This window comes from Bernardetia sp. ABR2-2B, from assembly GCF_037126435.1.
In the GTDB taxonomy this organism is placed as follows: domain Bacteria; phylum Bacteroidota; class Bacteroidia; order Cytophagales; family Bernardetiaceae; genus Bernardetia.
Genome location: NZ_CP147020.1, coordinates 4,105,001 through 4,130,441, shown reverse-complemented (window position 1 = coordinate 4,130,441; position 25,441 = coordinate 4,105,001). Strand labels below are relative to the sequence as shown.

At 31.3% G+C, this 25,441-nt stretch carries 19 protein-coding genes and 2 rRNA genes (1 of these 21 only partly in view); 12 read left to right on the top strand and 9 right to left on the bottom strand.

What is annotated here, in order from left to right; translation table 11 throughout:
- Window positions 1-45 precede the first annotated feature (45 nt).
- From WAF17_RS17475 to WAF17_RS17465, 3 genes are read left to right on the top strand one after another with little or no spacing between them, the layout of a single operon-like run.
- Window positions 46-3,957, top strand: coding sequence for a leucine-rich repeat domain-containing protein (locus tag WAF17_RS17475; protein WP_338762363.1), 3,912 nt, complete (start codon window positions 46-48; stop codon window positions 3,955-3,957).
- 19 nt (window positions 3,958-3,976) lie between these two features.
- The gene (locus WAF17_RS17470) at window positions 3,977-4,744 is read left to right on the top strand and encodes a hypothetical protein (protein ID WP_338762360.1); all 768 of its coding nucleotides are present in this window, start codon (window positions 3,977-3,979) and stop codon (window positions 4,742-4,744) included.
- 9 nt (window positions 4,745-4,753) lie between these two features.
- Window positions 4,754-4,966, top strand: coding sequence for a hypothetical protein (locus WAF17_RS17465; protein WP_338762357.1), 213 nt, complete (start codon window positions 4,754-4,756; stop codon window positions 4,964-4,966).
- 125 nt (window positions 4,967-5,091) lie between these two features.
- Here the strand turns inward: WAF17_RS17465 and WAF17_RS17460 are convergent, their stop codons facing one another.
- Window positions 5,092-5,505 carry a DUF779 domain-containing protein gene (locus WAF17_RS17460; protein WP_338762354.1) on the bottom strand — a complete coding sequence of 138 codons (414 nt, stop codon included), beginning with the start codon at window positions 5,503-5,505 and terminating at the stop codon, window positions 5,092-5,094.
- Window positions 5,506-5,653: 148 nt separating this feature from the next.
- Window positions 5,654-7,171: an aldehyde dehydrogenase family protein gene (locus tag WAF17_RS17455; protein WP_338762351.1), complete on the bottom strand. Its 1,518-nt coding sequence runs from the start codon at window positions 7,169-7,171 to the stop codon at window positions 5,654-5,656.
- Between the two features lie 254 nt (window positions 7,172-7,425).
- On the opposite strand from WAF17_RS17455, the gene WAF17_RS17450 reads away from it, so the two are divergent.
- The gene (locus WAF17_RS17450) at window positions 7,426-8,385 is read left to right on the top strand and encodes an AraC family transcriptional regulator (RefSeq protein WP_338762348.1); all 960 of its coding nucleotides are present in this window, start codon (window positions 7,426-7,428) and stop codon (window positions 8,383-8,385) included.
- A 262-nt stretch (window positions 8,386-8,647) separates the two neighbouring features.
- Here WAF17_RS17450 and WAF17_RS17445 read toward each other — a convergent pair whose 3' ends face one another.
- Window positions 8,648-10,045, bottom strand: a complete 1,398-nt coding sequence (locus WAF17_RS17445) for a mercuric reductase (RefSeq protein WP_338762346.1) — start codon at window positions 10,043-10,045, stop codon at window positions 8,648-8,650.
- Window positions 10,046-10,149: 104 nt separating this feature from the next.
- Here WAF17_RS17445 and WAF17_RS17440 point away from each other — a divergent pair, with 104 nt between their 5' ends.
- The gene (locus WAF17_RS17440) at window positions 10,150-11,238 is read left to right on the top strand and encodes a hypothetical protein (protein WP_338762343.1); all 1,089 of its coding nucleotides are present in this window, start codon (window positions 10,150-10,152) and stop codon (window positions 11,236-11,238) included.
- Window position 11,239: 1 nt separating this feature from the next.
- Here WAF17_RS17440 and WAF17_RS17435 read toward each other — a convergent pair whose 3' ends face one another.
- Window positions 11,240-11,950, bottom strand: coding sequence for a carotenoid biosynthesis protein (locus tag WAF17_RS17435; protein ID WP_338762340.1), 711 nt, complete (start codon window positions 11,948-11,950; stop codon window positions 11,240-11,242).
- 121 nt (window positions 11,951-12,071) lie between these two features.
- On the opposite strand from WAF17_RS17435, the gene WAF17_RS17430 reads away from it, so the two are divergent.
- From WAF17_RS17430 to WAF17_RS17415, 4 genes are read left to right on the top strand one after another with little or no spacing between them, the layout of a single operon-like run.
- Complete coding sequence (locus WAF17_RS17430) at window positions 12,072-13,412, top strand: hypothetical protein (protein WP_338762337.1); 1,341 nt, start codon at window positions 12,072-12,074, stop codon at window positions 13,410-13,412.
- Window positions 13,413-13,459: 47 nt separating this feature from the next.
- On the top strand, window positions 13,460-13,990 hold the full coding sequence (locus tag WAF17_RS17425) for a DUF4920 domain-containing protein (protein WP_338762334.1): 531 nt from the start codon (window positions 13,460-13,462) through the stop codon (window positions 13,988-13,990).
- 22 nt (window positions 13,991-14,012) lie between these two features.
- Complete coding sequence (locus WAF17_RS17420; protein WP_338762331.1) at window positions 14,013-14,942, top strand: class I SAM-dependent methyltransferase; 930 nt, start codon at window positions 14,013-14,015, stop codon at window positions 14,940-14,942.
- Between the two features lie 22 nt (window positions 14,943-14,964).
- Window positions 14,965-15,312 (top strand): Rieske 2Fe-2S domain-containing protein, encoded by a 348-nt coding sequence (locus tag WAF17_RS17415; RefSeq protein ID WP_338762329.1) that lies wholly within the window; start codon window positions 14,965-14,967, stop codon window positions 15,310-15,312.
- An 87-nt stretch (window positions 15,313-15,399) separates the two neighbouring features.
- On the opposite strand, the gene WAF17_RS17410 is transcribed toward WAF17_RS17415, so the two are convergent.
- Window positions 15,400-15,918 (bottom strand): hypothetical protein, encoded by a 519-nt coding sequence (locus tag WAF17_RS17410; protein WP_338762326.1) that lies wholly within the window; start codon window positions 15,916-15,918, stop codon window positions 15,400-15,402.
- Window positions 15,919-16,068: 150 nt separating this feature from the next.
- On the bottom strand, window positions 16,069-16,749 hold the full coding sequence (locus WAF17_RS17405; protein ID WP_338762324.1) for a hypothetical protein: 681 nt from the start codon (window positions 16,747-16,749) through the stop codon (window positions 16,069-16,071).
- Between the two features lie 370 nt (window positions 16,750-17,119).
- On the opposite strand from WAF17_RS17405, the gene WAF17_RS17400 reads away from it, so the two are divergent.
- The 3 genes from WAF17_RS17400 (at window position 17,120) to WAF17_RS17390 (ending at window position 22,702) form a co-directional block, all read left to right on the top strand.
- Window positions 17,120-18,478 carry a hypothetical protein gene (locus tag WAF17_RS17400; RefSeq protein ID WP_338762322.1) on the top strand — a complete coding sequence of 453 codons (1,359 nt, stop codon included), beginning with the start codon at window positions 17,120-17,122 and terminating at the stop codon, window positions 18,476-18,478.
- Between the two features lie 48 nt (window positions 18,479-18,526).
- Complete coding sequence (locus WAF17_RS17395; RefSeq protein WP_338762320.1) at window positions 18,527-18,781, top strand: hypothetical protein; 255 nt, start codon at window positions 18,527-18,529, stop codon at window positions 18,779-18,781.
- A 159-nt stretch (window positions 18,782-18,940) separates the two neighbouring features.
- Entirely contained in the window at window positions 18,941-22,702 is a 3,762-nt protein-coding gene (locus tag WAF17_RS17390) for a two-component regulator propeller domain-containing protein (RefSeq protein WP_338762317.1), read from the top strand.
- A 16-nt stretch (window positions 22,703-22,718) separates the two neighbouring features.
- On the opposite strand, the gene WAF17_RS17385 is transcribed toward WAF17_RS17390, so the two are convergent.
- From WAF17_RS17385 to WAF17_RS17375, 3 genes are all read right to left on the bottom strand, one after another.
- The gene (locus WAF17_RS17385) at window positions 22,719-23,720 is read right to left on the bottom strand and encodes a DMT family transporter (protein WP_338762315.1); all 1,002 of its coding nucleotides are present in this window, start codon (window positions 23,718-23,720) and stop codon (window positions 22,719-22,721) included.
- 275 nt (window positions 23,721-23,995) lie between these two features.
- Window positions 23,996-24,106: ribosomal RNA gene (gene rrf / locus WAF17_RS17380) — 5S ribosomal RNA — on the bottom strand.
- Window positions 24,107-24,231: 125 nt separating this feature from the next.
- Window positions 24,232-25,441 (bottom strand): 23S ribosomal RNA (locus tag WAF17_RS17375); it runs 1,676 nt beyond the window's last position.

The window sequence follows — 25,441 nt, the reverse complement described above, 5'->3', positions numbered from 1 at the left end:
AGTATTTTAGTGATATAAAAACAACTTCATAAATCTCTAAGTAGTATGAGTCAATTAGCTAAAAAGAAAATAAGAAGAAATATAAGCAAAAAATACCCCATATTAGATTTAGGGAATTGTGGGTTGGATGGAACAGAAGATAATTTATATGAAATGTTGAGCAATGCAAATCATATAAAAGCTCTAATTTTTTCAAATAAATGGTATGAATATGATGAAGATGAAGAAAAATTAGTTGAGAAGGAAAGTAAAAATAAAGGCAAAAAAAATATTTTAAAAAAGCTACCAAAGCTACCAATTGAAATTGAAAAACTGATATTGAGTGGGGGAGAGGACGATTGGGATATTCAAGATATCTCCAATTTAAGTTCACTTACAAAACTTACATATTTAGATTTACTAAATAATAAAGTTTCAGATATTTCTCCTTTGCAAAAGGCTACCAAACTTAATCAATTAGGTCTTAGTGGTAATCGCATTACAGATGTTTCCTATTTGAAAAACTCAAAACACCTCACACATTTATATCTTAGCTCCAACAATAGTAGCAATTTTCATGGACTAGAGCATTTAGAGAAACTTACTTTCCTAGGTATTAGTTCAAATAATATTAGTAATATATCTTCTCTTGAAAACCTAACAAACTTAACTACATTATATGCTCTCAACAATCAAATTTCAGATATTCAGCCTCTTGAAAATCTTATGAATTTGACTAAGCTAGATATAGCTAATAATAAAATTTCAAATATTAAATCTCTTGAAAAACTTACAAATTTAACTGAACTAGGTATATCTGATAACAAAATTTCAGATATTGATTCTATTAAAAAATTTATAAACCTAACTGATTTAGATATTAGTGATAATCAAGTTACAGATATCATTCCTATTCAAAAACTTGTAAAATTAACTCACTTAGATATTAGCAACAATAAAATATCAGATGTTACTCCTATTGAAAAGTTAGTAAACTTAAATCAACTAAAGGCAAACAAAAATCAAATATCAGATATACATTTCATTGAAAAACTTACAAAATTAAGTAAATTAAGTCTATTTAGTAATAAAATTTTAGATATTGATTCTATTGCAAATCTCAAAAATTTAAGTGCATTAAATATTTCCAATAATAAAGGTCTAGATATTAAACCTATTGAAAACCTAGTGAATCTAAATAACTTATATATTAGTAGAAATCAAATTACAGACATTAATTGTCTAAAAACACTTATTAACCTTACTGAACTAGATATTAGAAACAATCAAATCACAGATGTTACTCCTGTTGAAAACTTTACTAAATTAACTGACTTGGATATCGGACATAACAAAATTTTAGATATTTCTTGTGTTAATAAACTTACATGTTTAACTAAGTTAGATGTTCAACATAATCAAATTATAGATATTGAACCTCTTAAAAACCTTATAAACTTAACAGAATTAAATATAAATGATAATCAAGTTACAGATATTAAGTCTATTGAGAAACTTGTAAACTTGACAGAATTATGCATTAATGGTAATCAAGTTACAGATATTATTCCGATTGAGAAGCTCATAAAATTAACTATGTTAGATATTAGTAGTAATAGAATTTCAGATATTACTCCTATTGAGAAATGCTTAAACTTGAAAAGGTTAAGTATTGGTAAAATTATTTCCTCTAATTATACTGCTTTAGGTAACTTGGAAAAGCTAGAGTCTCTTTTTATGGGTGGTGGCATAGAAATGATAGAAACTTCTTTTTTTTCGTCTTTAGTTAATCTTGTTTCATTATCTATCATTAATGGTAAAATCGCTGATTATTCTTTTGTAGGCAAATTAAATAAACTTAGACAATTGCACCTTATATCATGCAATATTACTGATACGTCATTTTTAGAAACCTTAGCTAAATTATCATCATTAAATCTCAGCAATAACAACATCAAAGATATTTCAGACATAAAATATATATTGGAAAAAAGAGAGTTAAAGCATTTATATTTACATAATAACCCTATATTTGGTTTACCTAATGAGTTATTAGGAAATTGGTTTCTTAGTGATTGTTTGGTAGATATCAAGAATTATTATAATAACAAAAATTTTTCTACCAATGATGATATAAAAGTAGTTGTCTTAGGTAACGGAATGGTTGGTAAAAGTACTCTTTTAAATCGTTTTTTCCTACGCAAAGGAAAATGGAAGAAAGATATAAAAATCCCATTAGGAGAAAGGACGGAAGGAATTGTCATCAAACGCAAAGAAAATTTTGTATTAAGTAAAAACAGAAACATAAATCTTAATATTTGGGATTTTGGAGGACAAGAAATATATCATGGAACACACCGTTTATTTTTAGACAAAGATGCTGTTTATATTATTGTTTGGACATTAGAAACAGATGAACAAAAAGAGGAAATACGACAAGAACTGCCTTACTGGTTAGACTATGTTCAAGACTTATCTGCTGATAGCCCTATTATTCTAATACACAGTCAGTATGATAAAAAAAGTGAGAAAGATAGAAAAAAAATAAACGCTCAGAAACAAGTCTGTTGGAATGAAAAATATCAATCTAACATTGTAGAAGAATATTTACCACTCTCTGCTAAAGAAAAAAAAGGAAAAGGTTTTGATAAGTTAGATGATGCTATTCGAAAAGCTATAAATATTAAAGAAAAACTTTCGAATAAAATAGAAACTCTAATTCCTCAAAAATGGGTTGATATACAGAAAAAACTTAGAAAACAAAGAGCAAAAAAAGAAATACCTTACAAAACATATATAAATTTCTGTAAAGAATATAATATATATAAATCAGAAGCAAAAACATTACTAAAATTTCTACATAGTATAGGTTTTTTATATTATGATAGAAAGCTATCTGAAAATATTATTTTAGATCAAATATGGGCAATAAAAGCTATTTATGAGATATTGAAGCCTACTAGTATTGCTAACATATCCAAAGGGCAACTACCTCTAGATGAAATAATAACATTTTGGGAACGAAGGGGACATAACCAACAAGAGATTGATATATTTGTTGATTTCATGGTAAGCTCTGAGGTTTGTTTTTGTAAAGAACAATATGACTATAAGAGTTTAGAAAATCCTACATTTATATTTCCACACTACTTACCAGAACCAGATTATTTAAACACAGATTGGAATAAAGAAAATAATTTTTATATAATATACAAACCACAATTTTTTCATAAAGGAATAGCTGAACGTTTTCTTATTCGTTTGGGAAGATTAAGTAGTGAAAAATCTTTATGGAAGGATGGAATACGTCTAAAAAGTAAGGAATTTCAAGGAGAAGCACTTGTTACATTTCATAGAGAAAAGACTTCTGAAAGAGAAAAAGGAGAAGTTTATATTTGTACTGAAAATGAACTCTTATCAAATGCTATTATCAAAGAATTAAATGACATTTTAGATGACAACTCTCAAACCAATCCATCTGAAAAAGTAGTTTTTTTTTATTCTTTAGATGGAAAAGAATTTGTATCTAAAGAAAATATTTTAAAATCCAAGAAACTAAAAGCTGAGTTTGTAGAAACTACAAAAGGAAGTCCAATAGAATTAGAAAAATTTTTAGCAAAATATAGGTTTGAAGATCATTCAAATTCAAAGAATATGATGAAAGAAATAATGGAAATAGACAAAGAAATTGAAAATGATAATGATATATATACAAAAGTCGATTTACAAGAGGAAGCGAAGAAAAAAACAAACCCAATACCTGTTTTAGACTCTTCTAAAATAGGACGTAAAGAACGAAAACAACAAAACTTGCACAAAAATATTGAAGCAACAGAGCATCTCATAAACGAATGGGAGAAAAAGAAGCGCTCCTCAGAAAACCCTAATGAACTTCAGAGAGCTATTGAAGAAGTAGAAAAACTTGATAAAATCTTAGATGATTATGAAGATCAATTGGAAGAATTAGAAATTTCTTAACTACAAAACAACTTTAATTATGTCTAGTCAAATTGAACGAAAAAAGAAACGTATTGAAAGCCACATAAACGCTACTGAAAAACTTCTTGATGAATGGGAGGAAAAGCTGCGTAGCGCAGAAAATCCAAATGAACATCAAAGATGTAAAAATGAAATAGAAAAGCTAGAAAAAGTCCTTTCTGATTATGAAGACAAATTGAATGATTTATCTTCTGAAAATATTTCTACTCTTGAAACTCAAGTGACGGATTCGATAAGTAGTATAAATAACGTAAACAAGATTGAAAAGCAAACTCAAACTATGCAAACAGTAAAAATATTTTTGGCTTCTTCTTCTGAACTAGTAGAAGAAAGAAAATTAATGAGAGAGTTTTTGAGTGTAGAAAATGATAGAATGCACAAAAAAGGAATCTACTTTGAACAAGTTCAATGGGAGTATTTTTTAGATGCTATTTCTACTAAGGGATTGCAAAATGAATATAATAAAGCATTAGAAGAATGTGATATAGTAGTTAGCTTATTTTTCACAAAAGCAGGGAAATATACAGTAGAAGAACTAGAGAAAGCCTATGAAAAATTTATAAGGACAGGAAAACCTCATGTTTTTACTTATTTCAAAGATGCTGCTATTAATACTAGTCAGATTATAGAAAACGATATATCTAGTTTATTTGCCATTAAAAAGTCTTTGAAGGATAAAAAACATTATTATACTTCCTATTCTAACATTGATCAACTAAAAAATCATTTAAAGAAACAGCTAGAACTTCTAGGATACTACGATTAAAACAAAAAAATGCACCCACTAATCCAAAAAGCCCTAAATCAGTTAAATTCAAATAATTACCGAGGATATTTTGAAGAAATGGATATGATTATTCCTCCTTCTATGAGTACAGATTACCAAGAGTTCAAAGGATTTTTTGTGGCAGGAATAAAAAATGAGGAGTTTAAAGAAGCCTTGAATGTTTTTGCCTTAGAAGTAGATGGGAAGCTATATAAGGAATGATAAATTATTAATTATGAATGATAAATAAATACAAATAACTGACTACCAATAAGTTCAAAAACCATAAAATATAGGTAGTCAGCAGATTACAATCGTAATTCGCAATCTTTAATTCGTAATCGTTCCTAAGCCGTTGTTTCTTCCAAATATTCCTCGCCATTTTTGACAGGAATCAAATTTTGAGTTTCTTCTTTTGTAAAAAGTCTAGATTTTACAATAAAACGATAGCCTAAAGGAATTTCTAATGAAAAACTAGAACCTCGTCCTTCTGTAACATCAATGGTAAGATGTGTATGTTGCCAATAATCAAATTGAGATTGGTTCATAAAAAAATCGCAGCCGTGAATCGTTCCCACCCAAACATCATTCGAGCCGACTTTAAACTCTCCTTTTGCAAAGCACATGGGCTGTGAGCCATCACAACATCCTCCACTTTGATGGAACATAAGTTCTCCATTTTCTTCTCTCAATTTATCAATAATTTCTTTGGCTGAATCAGTTGCAATAACTCTCTGTGTATTTTGAGTTGTATTTTTCATAATTGTTTTATTTTAATTGGTTATCTGTTTTATACGAAAACTAAAGTTGTCGGTACATTGTTCTCACGCTAAAGCGTAAACTACAGTAAAACCCTAAGGGTCTTCATAGTCCCTTAGGGTTTGTATTTCAAAAATTTACTTTATAATCCTAAAAGAATCCTAATGCTTTCTTGTCATAAGAAATAAGCATATTTTTGTTTTGGCGATAATGACTCAACATCATTTTATGATTTTCTCTACCAAAACCAGACTTTTTGTAACCTCCAAACGGAGCATGAGCAGGATAATTGTGGTAACAGTTTACCCACACACGACCTGCTTGTATTGCACGAGGAACGTTATAAAGCTCGTGGGCATCTCTCGTCCAAACACCTGCACCTAATCCATAAAGCGTATCATTTGCAATTTCAATCGCTTCTTCGGTATTTTTGAAAGTAGTTACACAAAGAACAGGTCCAAAAATTTCTTCTTGGAAAACTCTCATTTTATTATGTCCCTTTAATATAGTTGGTTGAATATAATATCCGTCTTTTAGTCCGTCGACATATTTGGCTGCGCCACCTGTCAAGACTTCTGCGCCTTCTTCTTTTCCAATTTCTAAATAAGATAATATTTTTTCGTATTGGTCTTTTGAAGCTTGTGCGCCCATCATCGTCGAATCATCTAATGGATGTCCCATTTTGATTTTTTCAGTTCTTTCAATGACTCTTTCTATAAATTTATCATAAATATCTTCGTGAACAAGCATTCTTGATGGACACGTACAAATTTCGCCTTGGTTTAGCGCAAACATTACAGCACCTTCCAAACACTTATCAAAAAACTCATCGTCAGCCTCCATTATACTAGGGAAAAATACATTTGGCGATTTTCCTCCTAATTCCATTGTTACAGGAATGATATTTTCAGACGCATATTGCATAATCAAACGTCCTGTTGTGGTTTCTCCTGTGAAAGAAACTTTTGCAATTCGTGGCGAACTTGCCAATGGTTTTCCAGCTTCTGCACCAAAACCAGAAACAATATTAACAACACCTTTAGGTAAAACATCTTTAATCAAATCCATAAAAATCAAGATTCCGACAGGCGTTTGTTCAGCAGGTTTCATCACGACACAACAACCAGCAGCCAAAGCAGGTGCAAGTTTCCAAGTCGCCATCAATAAAGGAAAATTCCAAGGAATAATTTGTCCGACAACCCCCAAAGGCTCATCAATATTCATTGAAACTGTGTTTTGGTCTAGCTCTGCAACGCTTCCCTCTTCGGCACGAATAACACCAGCAAAATAACGGAAATGGTCGATACAAAGTGGCAAATCAGCAGCTTTTGTTTCTCTGATTGCTTTACCATTATCTACCGTTTCGATGGTAGCTAAATAGTCTAAATTTTTCTCCATAATATCAGCTATTTTTAGCATAATATTACTTCTTTCCGTAGCCGATGTTTTAGACCAAGTCTTAAAGGCTTCATGAGCTGCGTCAAGAGCCAAATCTACATCTTCTTTGCTAGAACGAGCGATTTTGGTAATCACCTCACCACTTACAGGCGAAATGTTATCAAAATATTTTCCCTTTACAGGCGATACCCATTCTCCATTTATAAAATTGTCATAGCGTTCCTTAAACTTGGGAAATGCTAATTTATCAGCCGTTTTTGTAGCTTCCATATTGTAAATTAATTTTTATTTGTGTGTATAAAATTCTAAATAAAAAGACTATTGAATTTCTGTTTTGGGAGTAATTAATAATCTTATATCACAAATTTATACTATTACTAATCAACTTACTTTTAGTATTCTATCAAAACTTTGTAGTATTCTATTAATGTTTATAACAAATAAAATTTGGCAAAAATGATTATATTGCTATAATAAAAAAATAACACTACAACACAATTACTTATCAAACTTCCTAAGTTACTATGAATACGCTCACAGAAACTTCCTTATTTATACCAAAGAAACAAAAGCTTACTTCTTATAATAACCTTCAAACGCTTGTAGAGAATCGTTCTAGTTTTAATCTTCCAAATTTTGAACTCAATCTTTTCGAAACGCATCAAAAAAGCAAAAAAGTAAGCCTAACTTTTGATACTTTGACAGTAACAGCTATGATTCGTGGAAAAAAAGTAATGCAGTCTTTTGATAAAAAAAATATAGTTTATGATTACTTACCAGGGGAAAGCGTCATTGTTCCAGCCAATGAAGAACTGGTAATTGATTTTCCAGAAGCAAATAAAGAAAACCCTACTCAATGCTTGGCAATTGCGATTGATAATGAAAAAATAAAATCCACTTTAGAAACACTTAATAATCAGTTTCCAAAACTAGAAACGCCTCAAAACAAATCAGGAAGTTGGACACTAGAAAACCCAAATTACCATCTGAAAAATAATGCAGAAATTAAAAATGTAATTGATAGAATTACGCATATTTCGATAGGAAAAAGTGAAGCAAAAAACTTACTTGCCGACCTTGCTTTACAAGAACTTTTAATTCGAATTATGCAAACACAAGCCCGTAATTTGATTTTTGAAGAATATAAAAAATACAGTTCTCAAAACCGTTTTGCTTTTGTGATAGAATATGTAGAGAATAATTTGGAGGAACAAATAACAGTAGAAAAACTAAGCAAACTCGCTTGTATGAGTGAATCTAATTTTTATAAAGCCTTCAAAAGAGAATTTGGAATTACGCCTGTCGAATATATTTTGGAAAAACGAATCAGCCGAGCCAAAAAACTACTCTCGGATATGAAATTGAGTATCACAGATGTTTGTTACAAGGCTGGTTTTAATAGTTTGAGTTACTTTAGTGTCTTGTTTAAAAAGTATGCAAAACAGTCGCCAAGTGCCTTTAGAAAGTCTGTTTTTGAGAAGTAAAAGGTGTAGAAATATAGCTGCATCGCAGCGTAATGTTTGTAGTCAAGAAACACAACCTAATAAAAAAAGCTGCGTAGCTGCATAATATTAAAATTCAACAAGCTATAACAGCAACATTTCGCAGCCATGCAGCTCTAAATTCAATTTTACTTTTTCTCATTTTTCTACCAATATTGCGCTGCGATGCAGCTAAATACAATTCATTTTGATACAAAAATGAGATTTTATTTATAAGATTGAATAGAAAATCTTGAACAATTATCTATTTAAATTCCTTCAAACTCCCAAGCATTGTAGGAATAAGCTCACTGACTGTTGGATGAATATGGACAGCATCACGAATAGTTTTGTAAGATTTTTGGGCGTACATCACATCAATAATTCCGTGGATAGTTTCATCTGCTGAAATACCAAAAAAGGTTGCTCCCAATATTTTTTCAGTTTTTTTATCTACCAAAACCTTCATCATTCCATCAGTTTCTCCCATTTCGGTAGCACGAGCAACTTTCGTCATGGGGCGAAATCCTTTTGTTATTTCTAAAGAATCATCTTCTTTCATTTTTTCCCTAGCCTGTTCTTCATTCATTCCAATTCTTGAAAGTGGTGGGTCAATGAACATTGCGTAACATTGTATTCTGTCTGACAGTTTTCGATCTTTTTTTCCAAATAAAAACTCTCTCAAAATCTCAAAATCATTGAAGGCTGTATGCGTGAAAGCTCCTTCTCCATTACAATCTCCTAAAGCAAAAATATGCTCTTTATTTGTTTGAAAATGTTGATTAACTTTTATGTAGCCTTTTTCATCAGTCTTTACTCCTGCTTTTTCTAAATGTAGAGCTTTAGTATTTGGTTCTCTACCCACAGAAAGCAAAATATGAGAGCCTTCTAAAGTATGTGTTTTTCCATCTTTCTCAAACGAAACTTTAGATATTCCTTTTTCTTGAGTTATCTGTGTATTTTTTGAATTTGTATGAATTGTTATACCTTCTTTTTCTAATGTTTCCTTTATAGCTTCGGCTACATCTTTATCTTCTTTCTTCAAAAAACGTTCATTGCGTTCCAAGACTGTTACTTTACTTCCAAAACGAGCAAATGCTTGACTAAATTCTAAACCAATATAACCAGCACCAAGTACAATTAAATGCTTTGGTGTGTCTTCTAACTCTAAAATGCTAGTATTGGTTAGATAATCTAAATCTTTGTATTCTTTTGGAATAATGGCTTTTGCACCAACGTTTATAAAAATCTGTTTGCCTTTTACCTGCTCTGTTTTTCCATCTTTGGTTTTTATTTCAATTATATTTTCACTTGAAAATGTCCCTTCTCCTTCATAATAATCTAGCTTTTCTAATGAGTCAAACAAACCTTCTATATTCTCATGAGAATCTGAAACAATTTTATCTTTTCGTTGCTTGATTTTTTTCAAATCTACTTTCACATTTCCAGTTTCGACTCCAAACTCTTGACTGTTTTTGGTTACAAAAGCTCTTCTAGCAGCAGCCACATACGACTTTGTAGGCGTACAACCATCGTTTACACACGTTCCTCCAATTTTATTTTTTTCTATAATGGCTACTGTTTTTCCTTCTTTGTCAAATTTTGCAGCTAATGGAACTCCTGCTTGTCCTGTACCGATAATGATTGCATCGTATTTTTTCATAAATCAAAAATGTAGTTTAAAAAATGTAGTTTAGTTGTTCTCTTACCTTAACCTTTCTCAATTGGTATTGTTAGGATTTAATTCAAAATCAAATAAATTGTGTGATGTTTATTATCAAAAAATTCAATTTTCAAGAAGATAAAAATAGTTGGGATTCGTTTGTCAAGAGTAATTCAGAAGGACATTTTTTCTTTCAAACTGATTATTTATTCTATCATAAAGAGCGTTTTGATGATTTTTCATTGATGATTTACGATAGAAAAAAAGATTTGATTTGTGTTTTACCAGCTTGTTTTGAAGTTGCAGAAAAACCTCTTGCCATTGTTGGTGTCTCCACCAACGACAATAATCTACAAACTCTTCATTCTCATAAAGGCTTAACTTTTGGAGGATTTGTTTTTAAAGATAAGTTGAGTTTTTTGGAGAAACGAAAAATTGTTTTTGCTATTTTGGAGTTTTTGAAAAATAATGATTTTGAAAAGTTAATTGTAAAACCTTTGCCCTCTTATTTTCAATTAAATAATGAACAAGATGAAAATATTCATAGGCTTTTGAATGATACAAAAATAGAAAGCAAAATTTTGAGAGTAGAGGCAAACTCAGTTATCGTTTTGCCACAAAGTGAAATAGAATATCAACAAATTACGTATCCAAATTATTCAAAAAGGAAAAAACGAAATCTCAAAAAAGCCTATCAATCTAATTTGAGAATAGAAAAGACAGAACTAGCAACAGATTTTTGGAAAATATTAGAAGACAATTTACAACTTCGTCATAATCTTTCTCCTGTTCATTCAGTAAATGAAATTCAATTATTAAAAAATAAATTTCCTACTAATATTCTTTTTTCATTAGCAAAAGATTCGACAAATGAAACGGTTGCTTGTAGTGTTTCCTTTGTTTATCAATCTACTGTTCACGTGCAGTATATGGCAGCGACAAAAAAAGGAAAAGAAATAAATGCTTTAGATTTTTTGATAAATCATTTGATAGAAAATCACATTGTTCACTATGATAAAATCATCAAAACCTCTCCTACTAGAAATTTTGAGTATTTAAGTTTGGGAGTAAGTGAATTAAGAAATAATACAGAAGGTAATAACGAAAATTCAATCAACAAAGGACTTTTTAAATGGAAAGAAGAGTTTGGAGCAAAAACATTTTCTCACTTTGTTTATCAAATAAAACTGTAACCTATCCAAAAAAATAAATCAACAAATTATATCCACCAAAAAACAGTAATTGAGCTAATAATAAATAGTAAGCAAATTTATTTATTTTTTCAAATCTAGAATACTGAAAAAGCACACATAAGGGCAATGCTACCAAAAACCAACCAATATAATTTTGAAGAGGAATATTACCACCAGCCCAGCTCCAAAAATCGTGTTTTATAGCAACAGGTTCTATCAAATAATCAATCATTACCATCAAAATAGCACTTATAATAGCTTTTAAAAACAGTGTTATTTTAGAAGTAAAAAGAAAAAAACTGAAATAAGTAGAAATAAAATAATTGACTATAAAAGTAATCATTATCCAATTTACACCAATCAAAAGAGGCACTTCCAAGACTTTAAAACCTAGTGTTTTGCCATAGCTGTATGTCCCGAAAATAACTTCTGTTTTTACACCAATTACTTCAATAAAAAAACCGACTAAAAAAGTAACACTCACAAAAATCCAAAAAGAAGATGAATATTTGCGCTGTGCCAAGAAAAGAAGTACAATACTTGTAATCAAGTTGAAGGGTGTAGCCATTTCGAAAAGCTGACGAGTAGGCTCAAACCAAAGCCCTAAAAGTCCTGCAAAATACATGACCAGTATAAGTCCATTAAAAAAATTGATATTGTCTTGTACAAAATAACGAACAGACTCTAATAAATAAAAGGCTTTAGATTTCATCGAAATAGTATAAACAAATAGATTTTGATTAGATATAAATCAGACTAACTTAGTTTTGTGTAAATTTGTTAGGATTATGCTGTTATTTAGGCAGAGATATTAAAAAAAGAGAAATTATTTTATGAATTATATAAATCTTCAAGACCTTTTTCTTACGCCTGTTTACCTTCTTCTTATTTATGGTATCTTATTTTTTATGCGTACAAGTATTGTAGATAAAGAAATGAAGAATTATTTCATTATTGGTTATACAGTCAAAGTAATAGGGGCTATTTTCTTTGGTTTGGTATTTCAGTTTGTTTATGGCTACGGAGATACTTTTTTTTACTTTGCAGGAGCATCAATAGCACGAGAAGCATTTTTTAATGATATGCTAAGTTACTGGGAGATTATTTTTCAAAACATGGACAATTATAGTACACCACATACTTATTATTATGCTTATCGAATGCCTTATTATGGAGACCCTGGTTCATTTGCAGTCAATAAAATTGGCTCTATATTCTCTATTCTTTCCTTTGATACTTATACTGTAAATTGTCTCTTCTTTGCTCTCTTGAGTTTTACTGGTAGTTGGCAGATGTACAAAGCTTGGGTAGATATTTATCCTATGCTAAAAAAACAACTTGCTTGGGCTATCTTTTTTGTTCCCTCTGTATTTTTTTGGGCTTCTGGCATTGTAAAAGACTCCGTTACCTTTTCTGCATTATGTTTTGCTTTTTCAGCTTTTCACTTTGGTATTATACGCAGAAGAAAGTTATATATAAATATTCTTTTGCTCTTGGTCTGTTTTTACACGATATATCTTATCAAACTCTACATTTTACTTTGTTTTATTCCTGCTTGTGGTTGGTGGTTTTATGCTCAATATAGCTCACAAATAAAATCTCAATTCCTACGGTTTGTCTTTGCTCCTATTTTCTTGGTTATAGGGGTTGGAGTTGCTTATTACGCATTTTCAAATCTTATTCAAGGAACAGAGTATGACTTAGACAAAGTAGCTCAAGAAGCATATATCACAGCCGATTGGATTCATCAAATGAGTACTGAAGGCAGTGCCTATGACATAGGGCTTGACCAAATGGATGGTACAATCCAAGGGTTAATAAAACTGTACCCAAAAGGAATATTCATTACACTTTTTCGTCCTTTTATTTGGGAAATCAAAAATTTTAATATGGCATTAGCTGGGCTGGAAAATCTTGTTATCTTATTTCTTACGATACGTGTATTCAAAAATCAAAAATGGGCTACAATTTTAAAACGCTTACGAACACATCAGATGGTTGTTGTCTGTCTTATTTTCACATTTTTCTTTAGTGGAATTATAGGCATTGTAAGTAGCAATTTTGGTACTCTTGTGCGTTATCGTATTCCTGTTTTGCCTTTTTATATGATTGCTTTAGTTATTTTAGCATATAAACCTCCTAAACCAAAAAAATTACGAAGAATTAAAGTCTAATTTCGTATTTTTGAGATGTTTTACCTAATCATTAAACTTTATTTATTATGAAAATTACTTTCAAACTCTTTCTAGTTTTATTTTCCTTTGTATATCTATCAGCTTGTAATTCAGACAAACAAGAAAAGGAAGAAGAAACAAACCAAACTAAGACAGTTTCTGCATCCGAAACTGATATAGAAAACAAAGATGAAAAATATGGAGCAGAAATTACAGTAGAAAATGCAATCGCTGTTAGTGAAATTCCTGCAATTTTAGCAAAGCAAGATTCTGCTGAATTAAAAGTAGTTGGAAAAATAGGCGAATGTTGTCAGAAAAAAGGGTGTTGGATGAAAGTTCCTATTTCAGAAACTCAAGAAATGTTTGTTCGTTTTAAAGATTATGGCTTTTTCGTTCCTATGGACTCAGAGGGAAAAGAAATTGTAATGGAAGGAAAAGTAAAAAAAGAAGTTATTCCTGTGGCACAACTTCGTCATTATGCAGAAGATGCAGGGAAATCTAAAGAAGAAATTGAAAAAATTACAGAAGATGAAATTAAAATTTCTTTTATGGCGACAGGAGTAATCATAAAAGGATAATAAAATACTAAAAAGATATAAAATGATAGATACAAGTAGCATAACAAAAAATTTCAACCAAATTCCTCTACAAACTGTAAAAGGAAATTTTAAGGAAATTTTCTGTTTCAATACTGAATTTGAAGAAGAAAATATAGACCATTCGGTAGTAGAATCTTTTGGAGAGGAATGGAAAAAATTTGCTTCTTTCGAAGACAAGGAAATTGACAAATTAGGTAAGATGTATTTTGATATAATTGATGAGAATATAGTCAATAAAAATACATACGGAATTGATATCGGTTGTGGTACAGGCAGATGGACAAAATATTTACTTGATAAAATAGGTTTTATGGAAGCCATAGATCCTAGTGAAGCCATTTATACGGCTGACAAACTTATTGCAGAAAAAGAAAATGTTCGATTTTCTAGGGCTTCTACTGATAATATTCCGTTTGAGGATGAAACTTTTGACTTCGGCATGAGTATTGGTGTATTGCATCATATTCCTGACACGCAAAAAGCAATGACTAACTGTGTCAAGAAAATAAAAAAAGGAGGTTATTTTTATGTCTATCTTTATTATAATTTGGAAGATAGGTCTGCTTTTTTCAAGTTTATTTTGTCTCTTGTCTCTCTTATTCGTAAAGTAGTGAGTAGTTTACCTTCTGTATTAAAAAAGTTCGTCTGTGATTTGATTGCTATTTTTATTTATATGCCTGTAATTTTATTAGGACGTTTTTCAAAGTTTTTGGGATTGAAGAAATTTGCTCTTAGTTTGCCTTTGAGTTTTTATCAAAATCAATCTTTTTTTGTTGTTCGTAATGATGCTTTAGATAGGTTTGGTACTTCACTTGAACAGCGTTTTTCTAGAAGTGAGATTACTGAAATGATGCAAAAAGCAGGATTAAGTGAGGTTGTTATTTCTCCAAACGAGCCGTATTATCACGCTGTTGGAAAGAAAATAAATTAGTTATTTAAAATTTAGAATTAATTTGACAAAATTATTTAGTTCAGAAGAAGAAGCTACAAAGAAAATTAAATTAGGAACATCTATTCTTCTGACGGTTTCTGATACAAATAATGAAGATGAAAAAATCTGTCTTTCTCATACCAAAGATGGTTTTTTTGCTGTCCAAAATAGTTGTTCTCATTCGGGGGCAGATTTACACAAAGGTTTTATAAACGAACAAAATGAAGTCGTGTGTCCTCTTCATAGTTATTGTTTCAATCTAAAAACTGGAAATGCAACTCGTGGAAAGGCAGCTTCTCTAAAAACATACAAACTAGAATGGAGGCTTGATGAAACTACCAATAAAAATTCCTTATTTATTGATGTATAAAAAAAACCTATCTATATAAATAGTAGGTTTCTTCAAGTAAGCAAACATAATAAATATATTTTGCTTTCCTGTATCTTCAATTTCTGATTATCTATCTTCTTTCTTTACTCTATAAAGCGTTAAGACTGTGTAATCACTGTCAATCTCTTTTGGTTGATAATCACTATTGAAATTATGACATGTGATTATTTGATCATCGTTTACAATTCTAAAAAGCCCCTTGATTTCTTTTTCATTGTTATATATAACTAATTTATAAGGACTTACAGAGGCATCTATTTCATAGTACATTTGGTCATAATTGGTATTCGCTTCGTTTGTATTTGCACTACCATTTGATCGAACTCCTAAACGCATAATTACAGAATTGTCTTCATTGAAAGTTATGTAAGTCTTTCTTCCATTATAAAAAGCCTCCCAAGCTCCTTCAAGAGTTTCTTTCAATATTTCGTTAGGCGTAATTAAGTTATCTTGAGTTGTTGTCATATAATTTGTTAAAGGTTTTAAAGCGTTTTGTCCATAGCTAGAAAAAGTTAGAAAGGTAAGAAGAGCAAAGATGCCAAATGAAGTAAGCATCACGATGAGCATACGTTTTGTACGTTCCATAATAATTAGAGTTAGATTAAAAAATAGTAGATTAAAAAATAATAATTCAAATTAATATTCAAATTATTAGACAGCTTAAAAAAAATGACTGCCTATCTGTATTAACGGATTTTTATATATAAAGTTACAATTTTATAAAAAAACATTTTTTTATTTACTTATTTTACTTTCTAATTTATAAAAATTGATTAACGTATATTTATTATTTATTTCTTTAGGTTCTTCATCAGTATTAAAGTTATGACACATCGTAATTTGATTATTATCATTAATTCTGAAAACTCCTTTTATTTCCTTGTTTCTATTATAAAAAGTTAGTTTGTACGGGCTTTGTGAGGCATCAACTTCATAATAAAGTTGAGTGTGTTCCCTACCTGAAGCAGATGGAATATTTGAAAAAACAGAAGTATTAATAATTACTGTTTTATTTTCTTTAAAATTTATATATGCCTTACTACCTCCGTAAAATCCTTCCCAATTACCAATCAAGGTACTTCTAAGAATTTCATTTGGAGATTTTACCTTATTAGTTTCTACTGACTTTTCAGCATCATAAATTATAACAGAAGTCTCAGACGGATGTTCTTTATCCCACTGCTCCCAACCTAATGCTGTTTGTTGTGCTAACTCTTTTTCTTCCTTTGTTAGTTCATTATTTTTTGTACCTCCTACATTCCAATCTAACTCTTCAGTATCTGTTTCATTAGCTTGAACAGCATTTTGTGCCTCAACAGAATTAATTTGAAAAAAAGAACAAAAGACTAATATAAACAACAGAGTAAAATAATTTAATAGTTCGTAACGTGGGCTTTTTTTATTATTAAATTTCATAAGAGTATTTTGTTTTAGTGATAAAAGTTGTTTGGTATTAAATCTAAATAGAGCTGAAATAAAAATTGTATTATTTAAAGATTAACACCTATCTATCTAAACGAGAACAAAGCAAAATAGGTTGCATTTCTATAAAATTATCTGAATTATACAATTTCTTTTTCATTAGTTTTTGATAATAATTCATCTTCAACAAACTTAATCATCTCTTTATTATCCTTTTATACTCCCAATTATTTGTAGTATTTTGGTTTATTGATTATATTACATCATATTTCTTATTCTTGATGCTAATACTTAATCAAAAGCAAGTCAAGATACTGAAAAGCAACAAATTAAAAATTAGACTCAAACTAAACTGTAATTACTTTTGAATACTCCTACCATACTCAAAAAAACAGGAAACTTTACTAACCCCAAAGTGTGTCCGAGTTGTCAGCATACAAATTATGCTTGGGACGAAGATGTACGCTACTTGTACTGTTACAATTGTGGAGTGGCTTCAGATTTAGCTTTTAATCGAACGCTTAATGAAAGTCTTAAAACGGATGATTTTCCTTATTACAGCTTCCTAAGAGTAGGTCAGATTCTGCATTTAGAAGAAAAAGAATTTATAATTACAGCACGTCTGCGCTATCGTTCAGCACATAAAGAATATTATACCAGCGATGAGGGTTCTGGATATAGTAATGAAACTTGGTATTCGGACACCTATATTTTACAAAACACCCAAGAAGGAAAAAGTGAGCGTTTTTATTTAAATGAGGATAAGGAAGGATATTCACTAGGAATGCCTGTTACTGTTGATAAAACAGATGCAGACCCTACTAATTTAGAGCTTTTTACTAACTTTTATGAAGGAAGAGCAGATTACAGGGTTACTGAATATGGTTCTTTATTTTTAGAGTTTTTTGAAGGCAAGACTGAAAAAGAAGACCCTTATGCAGTTGGAACTCAAACTCATTTTGCTACTTATCAAGAGGGAATGTGGAGTTATACTGTTGAGCAAGGAGATGGTTGGAAAGAATTTTCAGCAGAAAAGAAAATTTCTAAAGAAGAGTTATATCAAGCTCTTGAAGGAAATCCATTCATCGATACCTACAAAGAAAGAGATAATGGTTTTTCTACCATTCGTAAAGTAACAAGTGCAGCAGCAGCAATAGCTTTTTTAATCTTTTTGGTTTCTCTTTTTTCTGATGGAACGCCTATTTCTTCAACAAAAGTTGATACAAAAAATATCGATAAAAAAGAAGGTTATTTATCCAAACCTATCAAAATAGATGATACAAGTACAAATTACAACATAGAATGGAGTGTAAATTTTAAAAGCACTCAAAATCAGGGAATGTATATTGTTGTTGAGCTTTTAGATAAAGAAAAGAATGTCATTAATGCAGTAGAAAGTGATTTTTGGTATGAATCAGGATATGATGAAGGTAATTGGACTGAATCAGAAACTTCTTCTTCTAAATACTTTAAGTTTACAGAAGAAGGAGAATATTTTGCCCGTATTTATGCCAAAACAGATTCTACCTATTTTACTAACCTAACCAAATCACAAGCTATCATTAATTTTACAGTAAATGAAGGCGCACTACTTAGTAGATATTTTTTGATGTTAAGTGGTTTTCTTACCATTTTAGCTTTACTTATCAGCTTTGGTAAAATAGGAAGAACTATCAGAGAGAAATATATTTATGCAGGAATAAATGCAGAATCAGAAGAATAAATTAAATATCTTGTTAGATTTTAAAATTTCATTTTCAAAACAAAAACTATGTCACTACTTACAAAATTTATCGTCTTTGGTGGACTATTTTTCCTTCTCTTTACTACTTATGCAGCTTCAAAAAGTAGTTTGGGATTAAGCACAGCTCACGATAAAGACCTCATTAAAGACCTTAATGAAAACTGTCCTGAAAACATGCGTGATAGATGGGGAAACTGTCGTGACAGAACTTATCGAAGTACCTACTATGGAGTGTATGTATTTGGTACAGGACGATACGGAGGTGGAGCAGGAGGAAAGTAGCTCTTGTAACTGTTTATTCTATCAATAAAATCAATCTATTATTTTTTCTCTGTTCATCAGCCGAATAACTTTAACGTGATACCCAATCTACTTGTTAATAGTATTTCTTGCTTTTTTAAAAGGTTTTATAAACCTAATTTATTGACGATATCCCTTATATTGTCCCTAGGTTTAGTTTCTTATATCCTTTCCCCAACTCTTGGTTTTGCTCTAGACCCTAAAAAGCAAATTTCACAATATATAATTGACCAATGGACAACCAAAGAAGGTCTTCCTACTAATACTTTAAATTATGTCTATCAATCCAAAGATGGCTTTATTTGGGCAAGTACCTACAATGGCTTAATTCGTTTTGATGGTGTAGAATTTAAAATTTTCGACAAAAAAAACCTTCCTTATCTTACTAATAGCTCTATTTCAGCTATTTATCAAACAGAAGATGATTCACTTTGGGTAGGTACACATGGTAGTGGACTCATAGTACAAAAAAACCATGACTTTAATTTTTATACTACTGAAACTACAAAAGGCAATTATCCAAATTACTCTATTGAATCTATCCTAAAAGTGAAAGATGGCTCCTTATGGATAGGAACAAGAGGAAATGGTATAATAGTTTATAAAGATGGTATTTTCACACCCTTTACTGCTATTTCTGAAATAAATTCTATTTCTATTAATGAGATTCAATATGGTAAAAGTGGTGCTAATCATACTATTTGGATAGGAACAGAAGGTAAAGGCTTATTTGCTTATCAAAATGAAATTGTAGAAAAGTATAATGTAGAAAATGGTTTACTTTCAAATGATGTAATTACAGGACTTTTATTAGATAAAACGAATACGCTTTGGGTAGGAACTATAAATGGAGTGAATCGTATCCGAAATGGTAAATCTAAGGTCATAAAGGAATTAGAAGGTGTTACAATCAATGATATTATAGAAGATAAAGAAGGTAGTATTTGGTTTGCTACAAGTGCTGGTCTATTCAGAAAAAATCCTCTTACTAATCAGTATGAAGTCCTAAATACCGAAAATGGACTACCTCATAATAATGTTATGAATGTCAGTACAGACAGAGAGGGAAATATTTGGTTAGCAATGTATAGAGCAGGTCTTATACGCTTAAAAGATGGAAAGTTTGTAAACTATACAGTTCAACAAGGCTTGGCTTCTGTTTCAGTTAGCTCAATACAAGAAGTAGAAAAAGGAGTATATTGGGTTGGCTCTGATGCAGGAATCATGAATACTATCAAAAATCAAAATGTAGGTACATATACATTCAAAACTCCTCTTTCTATTGATCGCTTAAGAAATATTTTCAAAGATAGAGAAGGTAATATTTGGGTAGGTTCTTATGCTGGAGTATTGCGTATTTCTTCTGACGGAAGTGAAAAACTTTTTACTACTGAAGATGGGCTTACTGATAATCAAGTCAGAGTAATCACTCAAAGTGTGAATGGAAATATATGGATAGGAACTCGTGGTGGTGGACTAGATGAATATTCAGCCTCTGAACAAAAATGGATTCCATTTACAAAAGATGATGGATTGACTTCCAATTTTGTAATGGGAATAGAACCTACTCTAGACGGTAAACTGATTGTTTCTACAAATGATGCAGGTATAAATATTATAAACCTCAAAACAAGAAAAGTAAGTAAAGTTTATACACAAACAGAAGGTTTGCCTTCTAATCTTGCTTTTTCTGCTCGCTATGACTCCAAAAAAATTCTTTGGGTTTGTGCTAATTCTGGATTAGTTGCTATTTCACCAAACGATATCAACAAAATTCATATTTTCAGTCTCTCTAATGGTTTTCCTGTTGATGCTGTTTTTGATATTCGTGAGGATAGTAATGGTGATTTATGGCTGTCTTCTTCTTCAGGTGTAATTCGGATAGATAGAAATTCAGTAACAGATTATTTTCAAGGAAAAAGAAATACTTTAGAAACAAAAGTTTTTGATAGAAGTGATGGAATGAAAGAAGAAGAGTGTACGGGAGCAGTACATTTTCTTAAAGATAGTCAAGGGCAGATGTGGTTTCCTACTATTGGTGGTCTATCTATGATTAACCCTACTAAAATAGTAGAAAATTCACTTCCTCCACCTGTTTATATATTAAACATGGCAGTAGATAGTATTAACTATTCATTTCCTTCGCAAAAAGATGAGAAAATAATTGTGGAAGCAGGAGCAAAACGTATTCTTTTTCACTTTACAGGATTAAGTCTTGTCTCCCCATCAGATATGCAGTTCAAATATCGTTTAAAGGGTTTTGATGAAGATTGGATAGAAGTTACTAATGAAAGAGATGCGCTCTACACAGGCTTGTTGCCAAAAGAATACACTTTTGAAGTAATGGCTGCAAATAATGATGGAGTTTGGAGCGAAGAAGTGGCTACTGTAAAGTTTAAGATTAAGCCTTTTTTCTATCAAACAGCTTATTTTTGGATAGGTTTAATTCTATTATTCTTGATTTTGGTATTTTTAGCTTACCGTTATCAAGTAGGAAGAATTAAAAGACAAAATTTCAAATTAGAAGAAACTGTACAACAGCGTACAGCAGAAATTAATCAACAAAAAGAAGAAATTGAATCACAAAGAGATAGAATCGAAGAACAACGCCAAGCTATCACAGAGTCTTACGAACAAATCCACAAAGTAGGAGAAATTGGACAAAAAATTACTGCAAAACTTCAAACAGATACACTTGTCCAAACTATTTATCAAAATATTTTGGCACTCATGCCAGTAGAAGGCTTTGGAATAGGAACTTATAAGAAAAAAGAAAGTAAGATAGAGTTTAAAAATTATATAGAACACGGAGAATTACTTGCTGCTCATAGTGATTCTCTTTCTCAAGTAAATAGATTTTCAGTTCAGAGTTTTACTAAGAAAAAATCTATACTAATAAATGATTTGGAGGAATATTTTGAACAAAACTCTCAATTAAAATACTTAGATATGGGTAAAATGCCTAAATCTCTTATTTATGTTCCTTTAGTAATCAATGAAACAACAGTCGGTGTTTTAACAGTACAATCATTTAGAAAAAATGCTTATAAAAAAGAAGATGTTGTAATTTTAGAAGCCTTAGCAGCTTACATTTCTATTGCACAGAGTAATGCTAAATCCTATGAAATTATTCAAGAAAAGAATAGAAATATTACAGATTCAATTCGTTATGCTCTTACTATTCAACAGGCTGTTTTGCCTACTCCAGAGGAAATGAATCGACTTTTTGATGAGTATTTTGTGATTTTTAAGCCTAAAGATATTGTGAGTGGAGATTTTTATTGGGTAGTAAATTACAAAGGAAAAACTTTTGTAGCCATTGTAGATTGTACAGGACATGGTGTCCCAGGTGGCTTCATGTCTATGATAGGAAATGCTCTTTTGAACGAAATTGTTACTATCGAACGTATTTTTTCTCCTGCCAAGATTTTAGAAAAATTACATCAAGATGTTCGTGCTGCACTTCAACAAGAAAAAGCTAAAAATGATGATGGAATGGATATATCTATTTTTTGTTTAGATAAAACTGAAGAGGGAAATAAAATTACTTTTGCAGGAGCTAAACAATCTATGTATTATGTAGAAAATCATCAGCTTATAAAACTCAAGGGCGATCGAATGTCTATCGGTGGACGTAGAAGTAAAAAACGAGACAATCGTTTTAAAGAAAAAACAGTTATGCTAAAAAATAGCTCAATGATTTATATGATGAGCGATGGTTTTGCAGACCAGTCAGATTTACAAGGTCAAAAAGTTGGTTCAAATACGATAATAGAACAATTAGAAAAAGTATCAGAACTTCCAACAGCAAAACAAAAGCAGAAATTAGAACTTCTATTAGAACAACATCAACGTACAGCACCTCAGCGTGATGATATTACACTTTTAGGTATTCGTTTGTAGCATTTTTACTTATAAATTATTTTAATTTACTTTTTTTCTTTTTTATTTTCTTGTTTGTATAGTTAAAAATAGGGTAAGAAAGAACAGATAATAAAATAATTGCTGCACCAATATAAAAACTAGAGTCCATTTTTTCATGCTCATTAAAAAAAATAGCGGCCAAAACTATTCCATAAACGGGTTCTAGATTAATAGTTAAATTGGTTACAAAGACAGTCATTCTTCGTAAAAGTTCAATACTTACAGAATAAGTATATACCGTACAAATAATAGCAAGGGCAAAAATCATCACAATATCAGTATTAAGATATATTGAATTAATAACATCAAAAAACCACTCACCTTCTTGAAAATAAACTGTGTTATTCTTTAAAACTATATCAATTCCTTCAGTACCTGTAAAGTAAACTGAATAAAAGGGAAGAAATAAAATAATTCCAATAGATGCACCACTCATCTCCAAAACGGTAATCGTGTTTGGTTCAGCCAGATGAGTTAATTTACCATTAATTGTAGAAAATAGAGCCGCTAAAATAGCAGAAATAACTCCTAAGATAAGTCCCAATATCATATCATTTTCTAAGTCAGCTTTCATAATTACATATAGACCTCCAATAATAACAAGTCCTAAAAACACTTCATATAATTTTACTTTTTTCTTATTAAAAACAGGTTCTATAAATGCTGTCCAAAGTGATGCCGTAGAAAGTCCGACTAAACAAATAGAAACATTGGCTACTTTGGCTGCTGCAAAGAATGTAATCCAATGTGCTCCCACAATCATTCCCGTAAAGAGTAGTTGAAAAATAAATTTTGAAGAGATTTTCCACTCATTTTTCTTTACAAAAAAAGCTAGAACAATAGCTGATATTAAAGTTCTGTATAAAACAGTTTCAACAGCAGGAATAGTAACCCACTTTCCTAAAATAGCTGTAACCCCCCAAATCAGTACAATTGAATGAAGCTTCAAATAATCAAAAATAGAAGCTGAAGAACTTGTGGAATCTAACCTATCCATATTAAAAATCAGTCAAGTAGAAAGGAAAAAATATTTATAAAATACTGATATACAATTTTTAAATAATAACTAAGTTTAAAAGTTATTTAAGAATACAGATTTTGAAAACCTATTCTTAAAATAACTTCTTAGTAAAAACCTGTGTAATTACTAAAATTAAAAATTATTTTATTCACAAAAAAAGCCTTCATAACTAATGTTACAAAGGCTTTATTTTATTTTTGTTTCCAACACAAATACATTCACTTTATTAATCCTGTATCTGTCCATATAATGACGGGCGATGACCTACTCTCCCACGAATAGCGCAGTACCATCGGCGCAATAGGGCTTAACGGCTCTGTTCGGAATGGAAAGACGTGTACCCCTATGCTATAATCACCCTTTATCTTAAGTAAAGATTTACTCTTGTAAATCTTTAGCAATTTCTTAAAAAGTTCTTTAACAAAATAAGATGTATAGTACATTCTAAAAACTATGATTCTCTGTTTGCATATCAGAAAACCTACACTAACAAAAGACTACTGAAAAATTAGTATTGCTCAGCTCCACTTATTTCTAAGCGTCCACCTGCAACCTATCTACGTCATCATCTTTAACGTTTCTTAAGGGAAATCTCATCTTGAAGTCAGTTTCGCACTTAGATGCTTTCAGTGCTTATCTGTTCCAAACGTAGCTACTCAGCAATGCAGTTAGCACCACAACTGATACACTAGAGGTTTGTCCAACTCGGTCCTCTCGTACTAAAGTCAGATCTTCGCAAATTTCCTACGCCCACAGCAGATAGAGACCGAACTGTCTCACGACGTTCTGAACCCAGCTCGCGTGCCACTTTAATGGGCGAACAGCCCAACCCTTGGGACCTTCTCCAGCCCCAGGATGTGACGAGCCGACATCGAGGTGCCAAACCTCCCCGTCGATATGAGCTCTTGGGGGAGATCAGCCTGTTATCCCCGGAGTACCTTTTATCCTTTGAGCGACGGCCTTTCCACACAGAACCGCCGGATCACTATGCCCTACTTTCGTACCTGCTCGACCTGTTTGTCTTGCAGTCAAGCTTCCTTATGCCATTACACGCTACATACGATTACCAACCGTATTGAGGAAACCTTGGGAAGCCTCCGTTACACTTTCGGAGGCGACCACCCCAGTCAAACTACCCACCACGCACCGTCCCTTTTGCAAGGTTAGATGACAAATACAGAAAGGGTGGTATTTCAACAATGACTCCATCACGCCTAGCGACGCAACTTCAAAGTCTCCCACCTATCCTACACATTCTGTATTCAACAACTATGCGAAGCTATAGTAAAGGTTCACGGGGTCTTTTCGTCCCGCTGCGGGTAATCGGCATCTTCACCGATACTTCAATTTCACCGGAATCATGGTTGAGACAGTGTCCAAGTCGTTACACCATTCGTGCAGGTCGGAACTTACCCGACAAGGAATTTCGCTACCTTAGGACCGTTATAGTTACGGCCGCCGTTTACTTGGGCTTCGATTCAAACCTTTGGGTTACCCCTAAGCTCCCCTCTTAACCTTCAAGCACCGGGCAGGTGTCAGGCATTATACTTCATCTTACGATTTCGCAATGCCCTGTGTTTTTGTTAAACAGTCGCTTGGACCTTTTTATTGCAGCCGCTTATATCGCTATAAGACGGCACCCCTTCTCCCGAAGTTACAGGGTAAATTTGCCTAGTTCCTTAACCATGAATCTTCCG

What these genes read in the sequence shown, in the direction of transcription:
- WAF17_RS17475 (WP_338762363.1), top strand. Translation starts at nt 46, where the DNA reads ATGAGTCAATTAGCTAAAAAGAAAATAAGAAGAAATATAAGCAAAAAA.
- WAF17_RS17470 (WP_338762360.1), top strand. Translation starts at nt 3,977, where the DNA reads ATGTCTAGTCAAATTGAACGAAAAAAGAAACGTATTGAAAGCCACATA.
- WAF17_RS17465 (WP_338762357.1), top strand. Translation starts at nt 4,754, where the DNA reads ATGCACCCACTAATCCAAAAAGCCCTAAATCAGTTAAATTCAAATAAT.
- WAF17_RS17460 (WP_338762354.1), bottom strand. Translation starts at nt 5,505, where the DNA reads ATGAAAAATACAACTCAAAATACACAGAGAGTTATTGCAACTGATTCA.
- WAF17_RS17455 (WP_338762351.1), bottom strand. Translation starts at nt 7,171, where the DNA reads ATGGAAGCTACAAAAACGGCTGATAAATTAGCATTTCCCAAGTTTAAG.
- WAF17_RS17450 (WP_338762348.1), top strand. Translation starts at nt 7,426, where the DNA reads ATGAATACGCTCACAGAAACTTCCTTATTTATACCAAAGAAACAAAAG.
- WAF17_RS17445 (WP_338762346.1), bottom strand. Translation starts at nt 10,045, where the DNA reads ATGAAAAAATACGATGCAATCATTATCGGTACAGGACAAGCAGGAGTT.
- WAF17_RS17440 (WP_338762343.1), top strand. Translation starts at nt 10,150, where the DNA reads ATGTTTATTATCAAAAAATTCAATTTTCAAGAAGATAAAAATAGTTGG.
- WAF17_RS17435 (WP_338762340.1), bottom strand. Translation starts at nt 11,950, where the DNA reads ATGAAATCTAAAGCCTTTTATTTATTAGAGTCTGTTCGTTATTTTGTA.
- WAF17_RS17430 (WP_338762337.1), top strand. Translation starts at nt 12,072, where the DNA reads ATGAATTATATAAATCTTCAAGACCTTTTTCTTACGCCTGTTTACCTT.
- WAF17_RS17425 (WP_338762334.1), top strand. Translation starts at nt 13,460, where the DNA reads ATGAAAATTACTTTCAAACTCTTTCTAGTTTTATTTTCCTTTGTATAT.
- WAF17_RS17420 (WP_338762331.1), top strand. Translation starts at nt 14,013, where the DNA reads ATGATAGATACAAGTAGCATAACAAAAAATTTCAACCAAATTCCTCTA.
- WAF17_RS17410 (WP_338762326.1), bottom strand. Translation starts at nt 15,918, where the DNA reads ATGGAACGTACAAAACGTATGCTCATCGTGATGCTTACTTCATTTGGC.
- WAF17_RS17405 (WP_338762324.1), bottom strand. Translation starts at nt 16,749, where the DNA reads ATGAAATTTAATAATAAAAAAAGCCCACGTTACGAACTATTAAATTAT.
- WAF17_RS17395 (WP_338762320.1), top strand. Translation starts at nt 18,527, where the DNA reads ATGTCACTACTTACAAAATTTATCGTCTTTGGTGGACTATTTTTCCTT.
- WAF17_RS17385 (WP_338762315.1), bottom strand. Translation starts at nt 23,720, where the DNA reads ATGGATAGGTTAGATTCCACAAGTTCTTCAGCTTCTATTTTTGATTAT.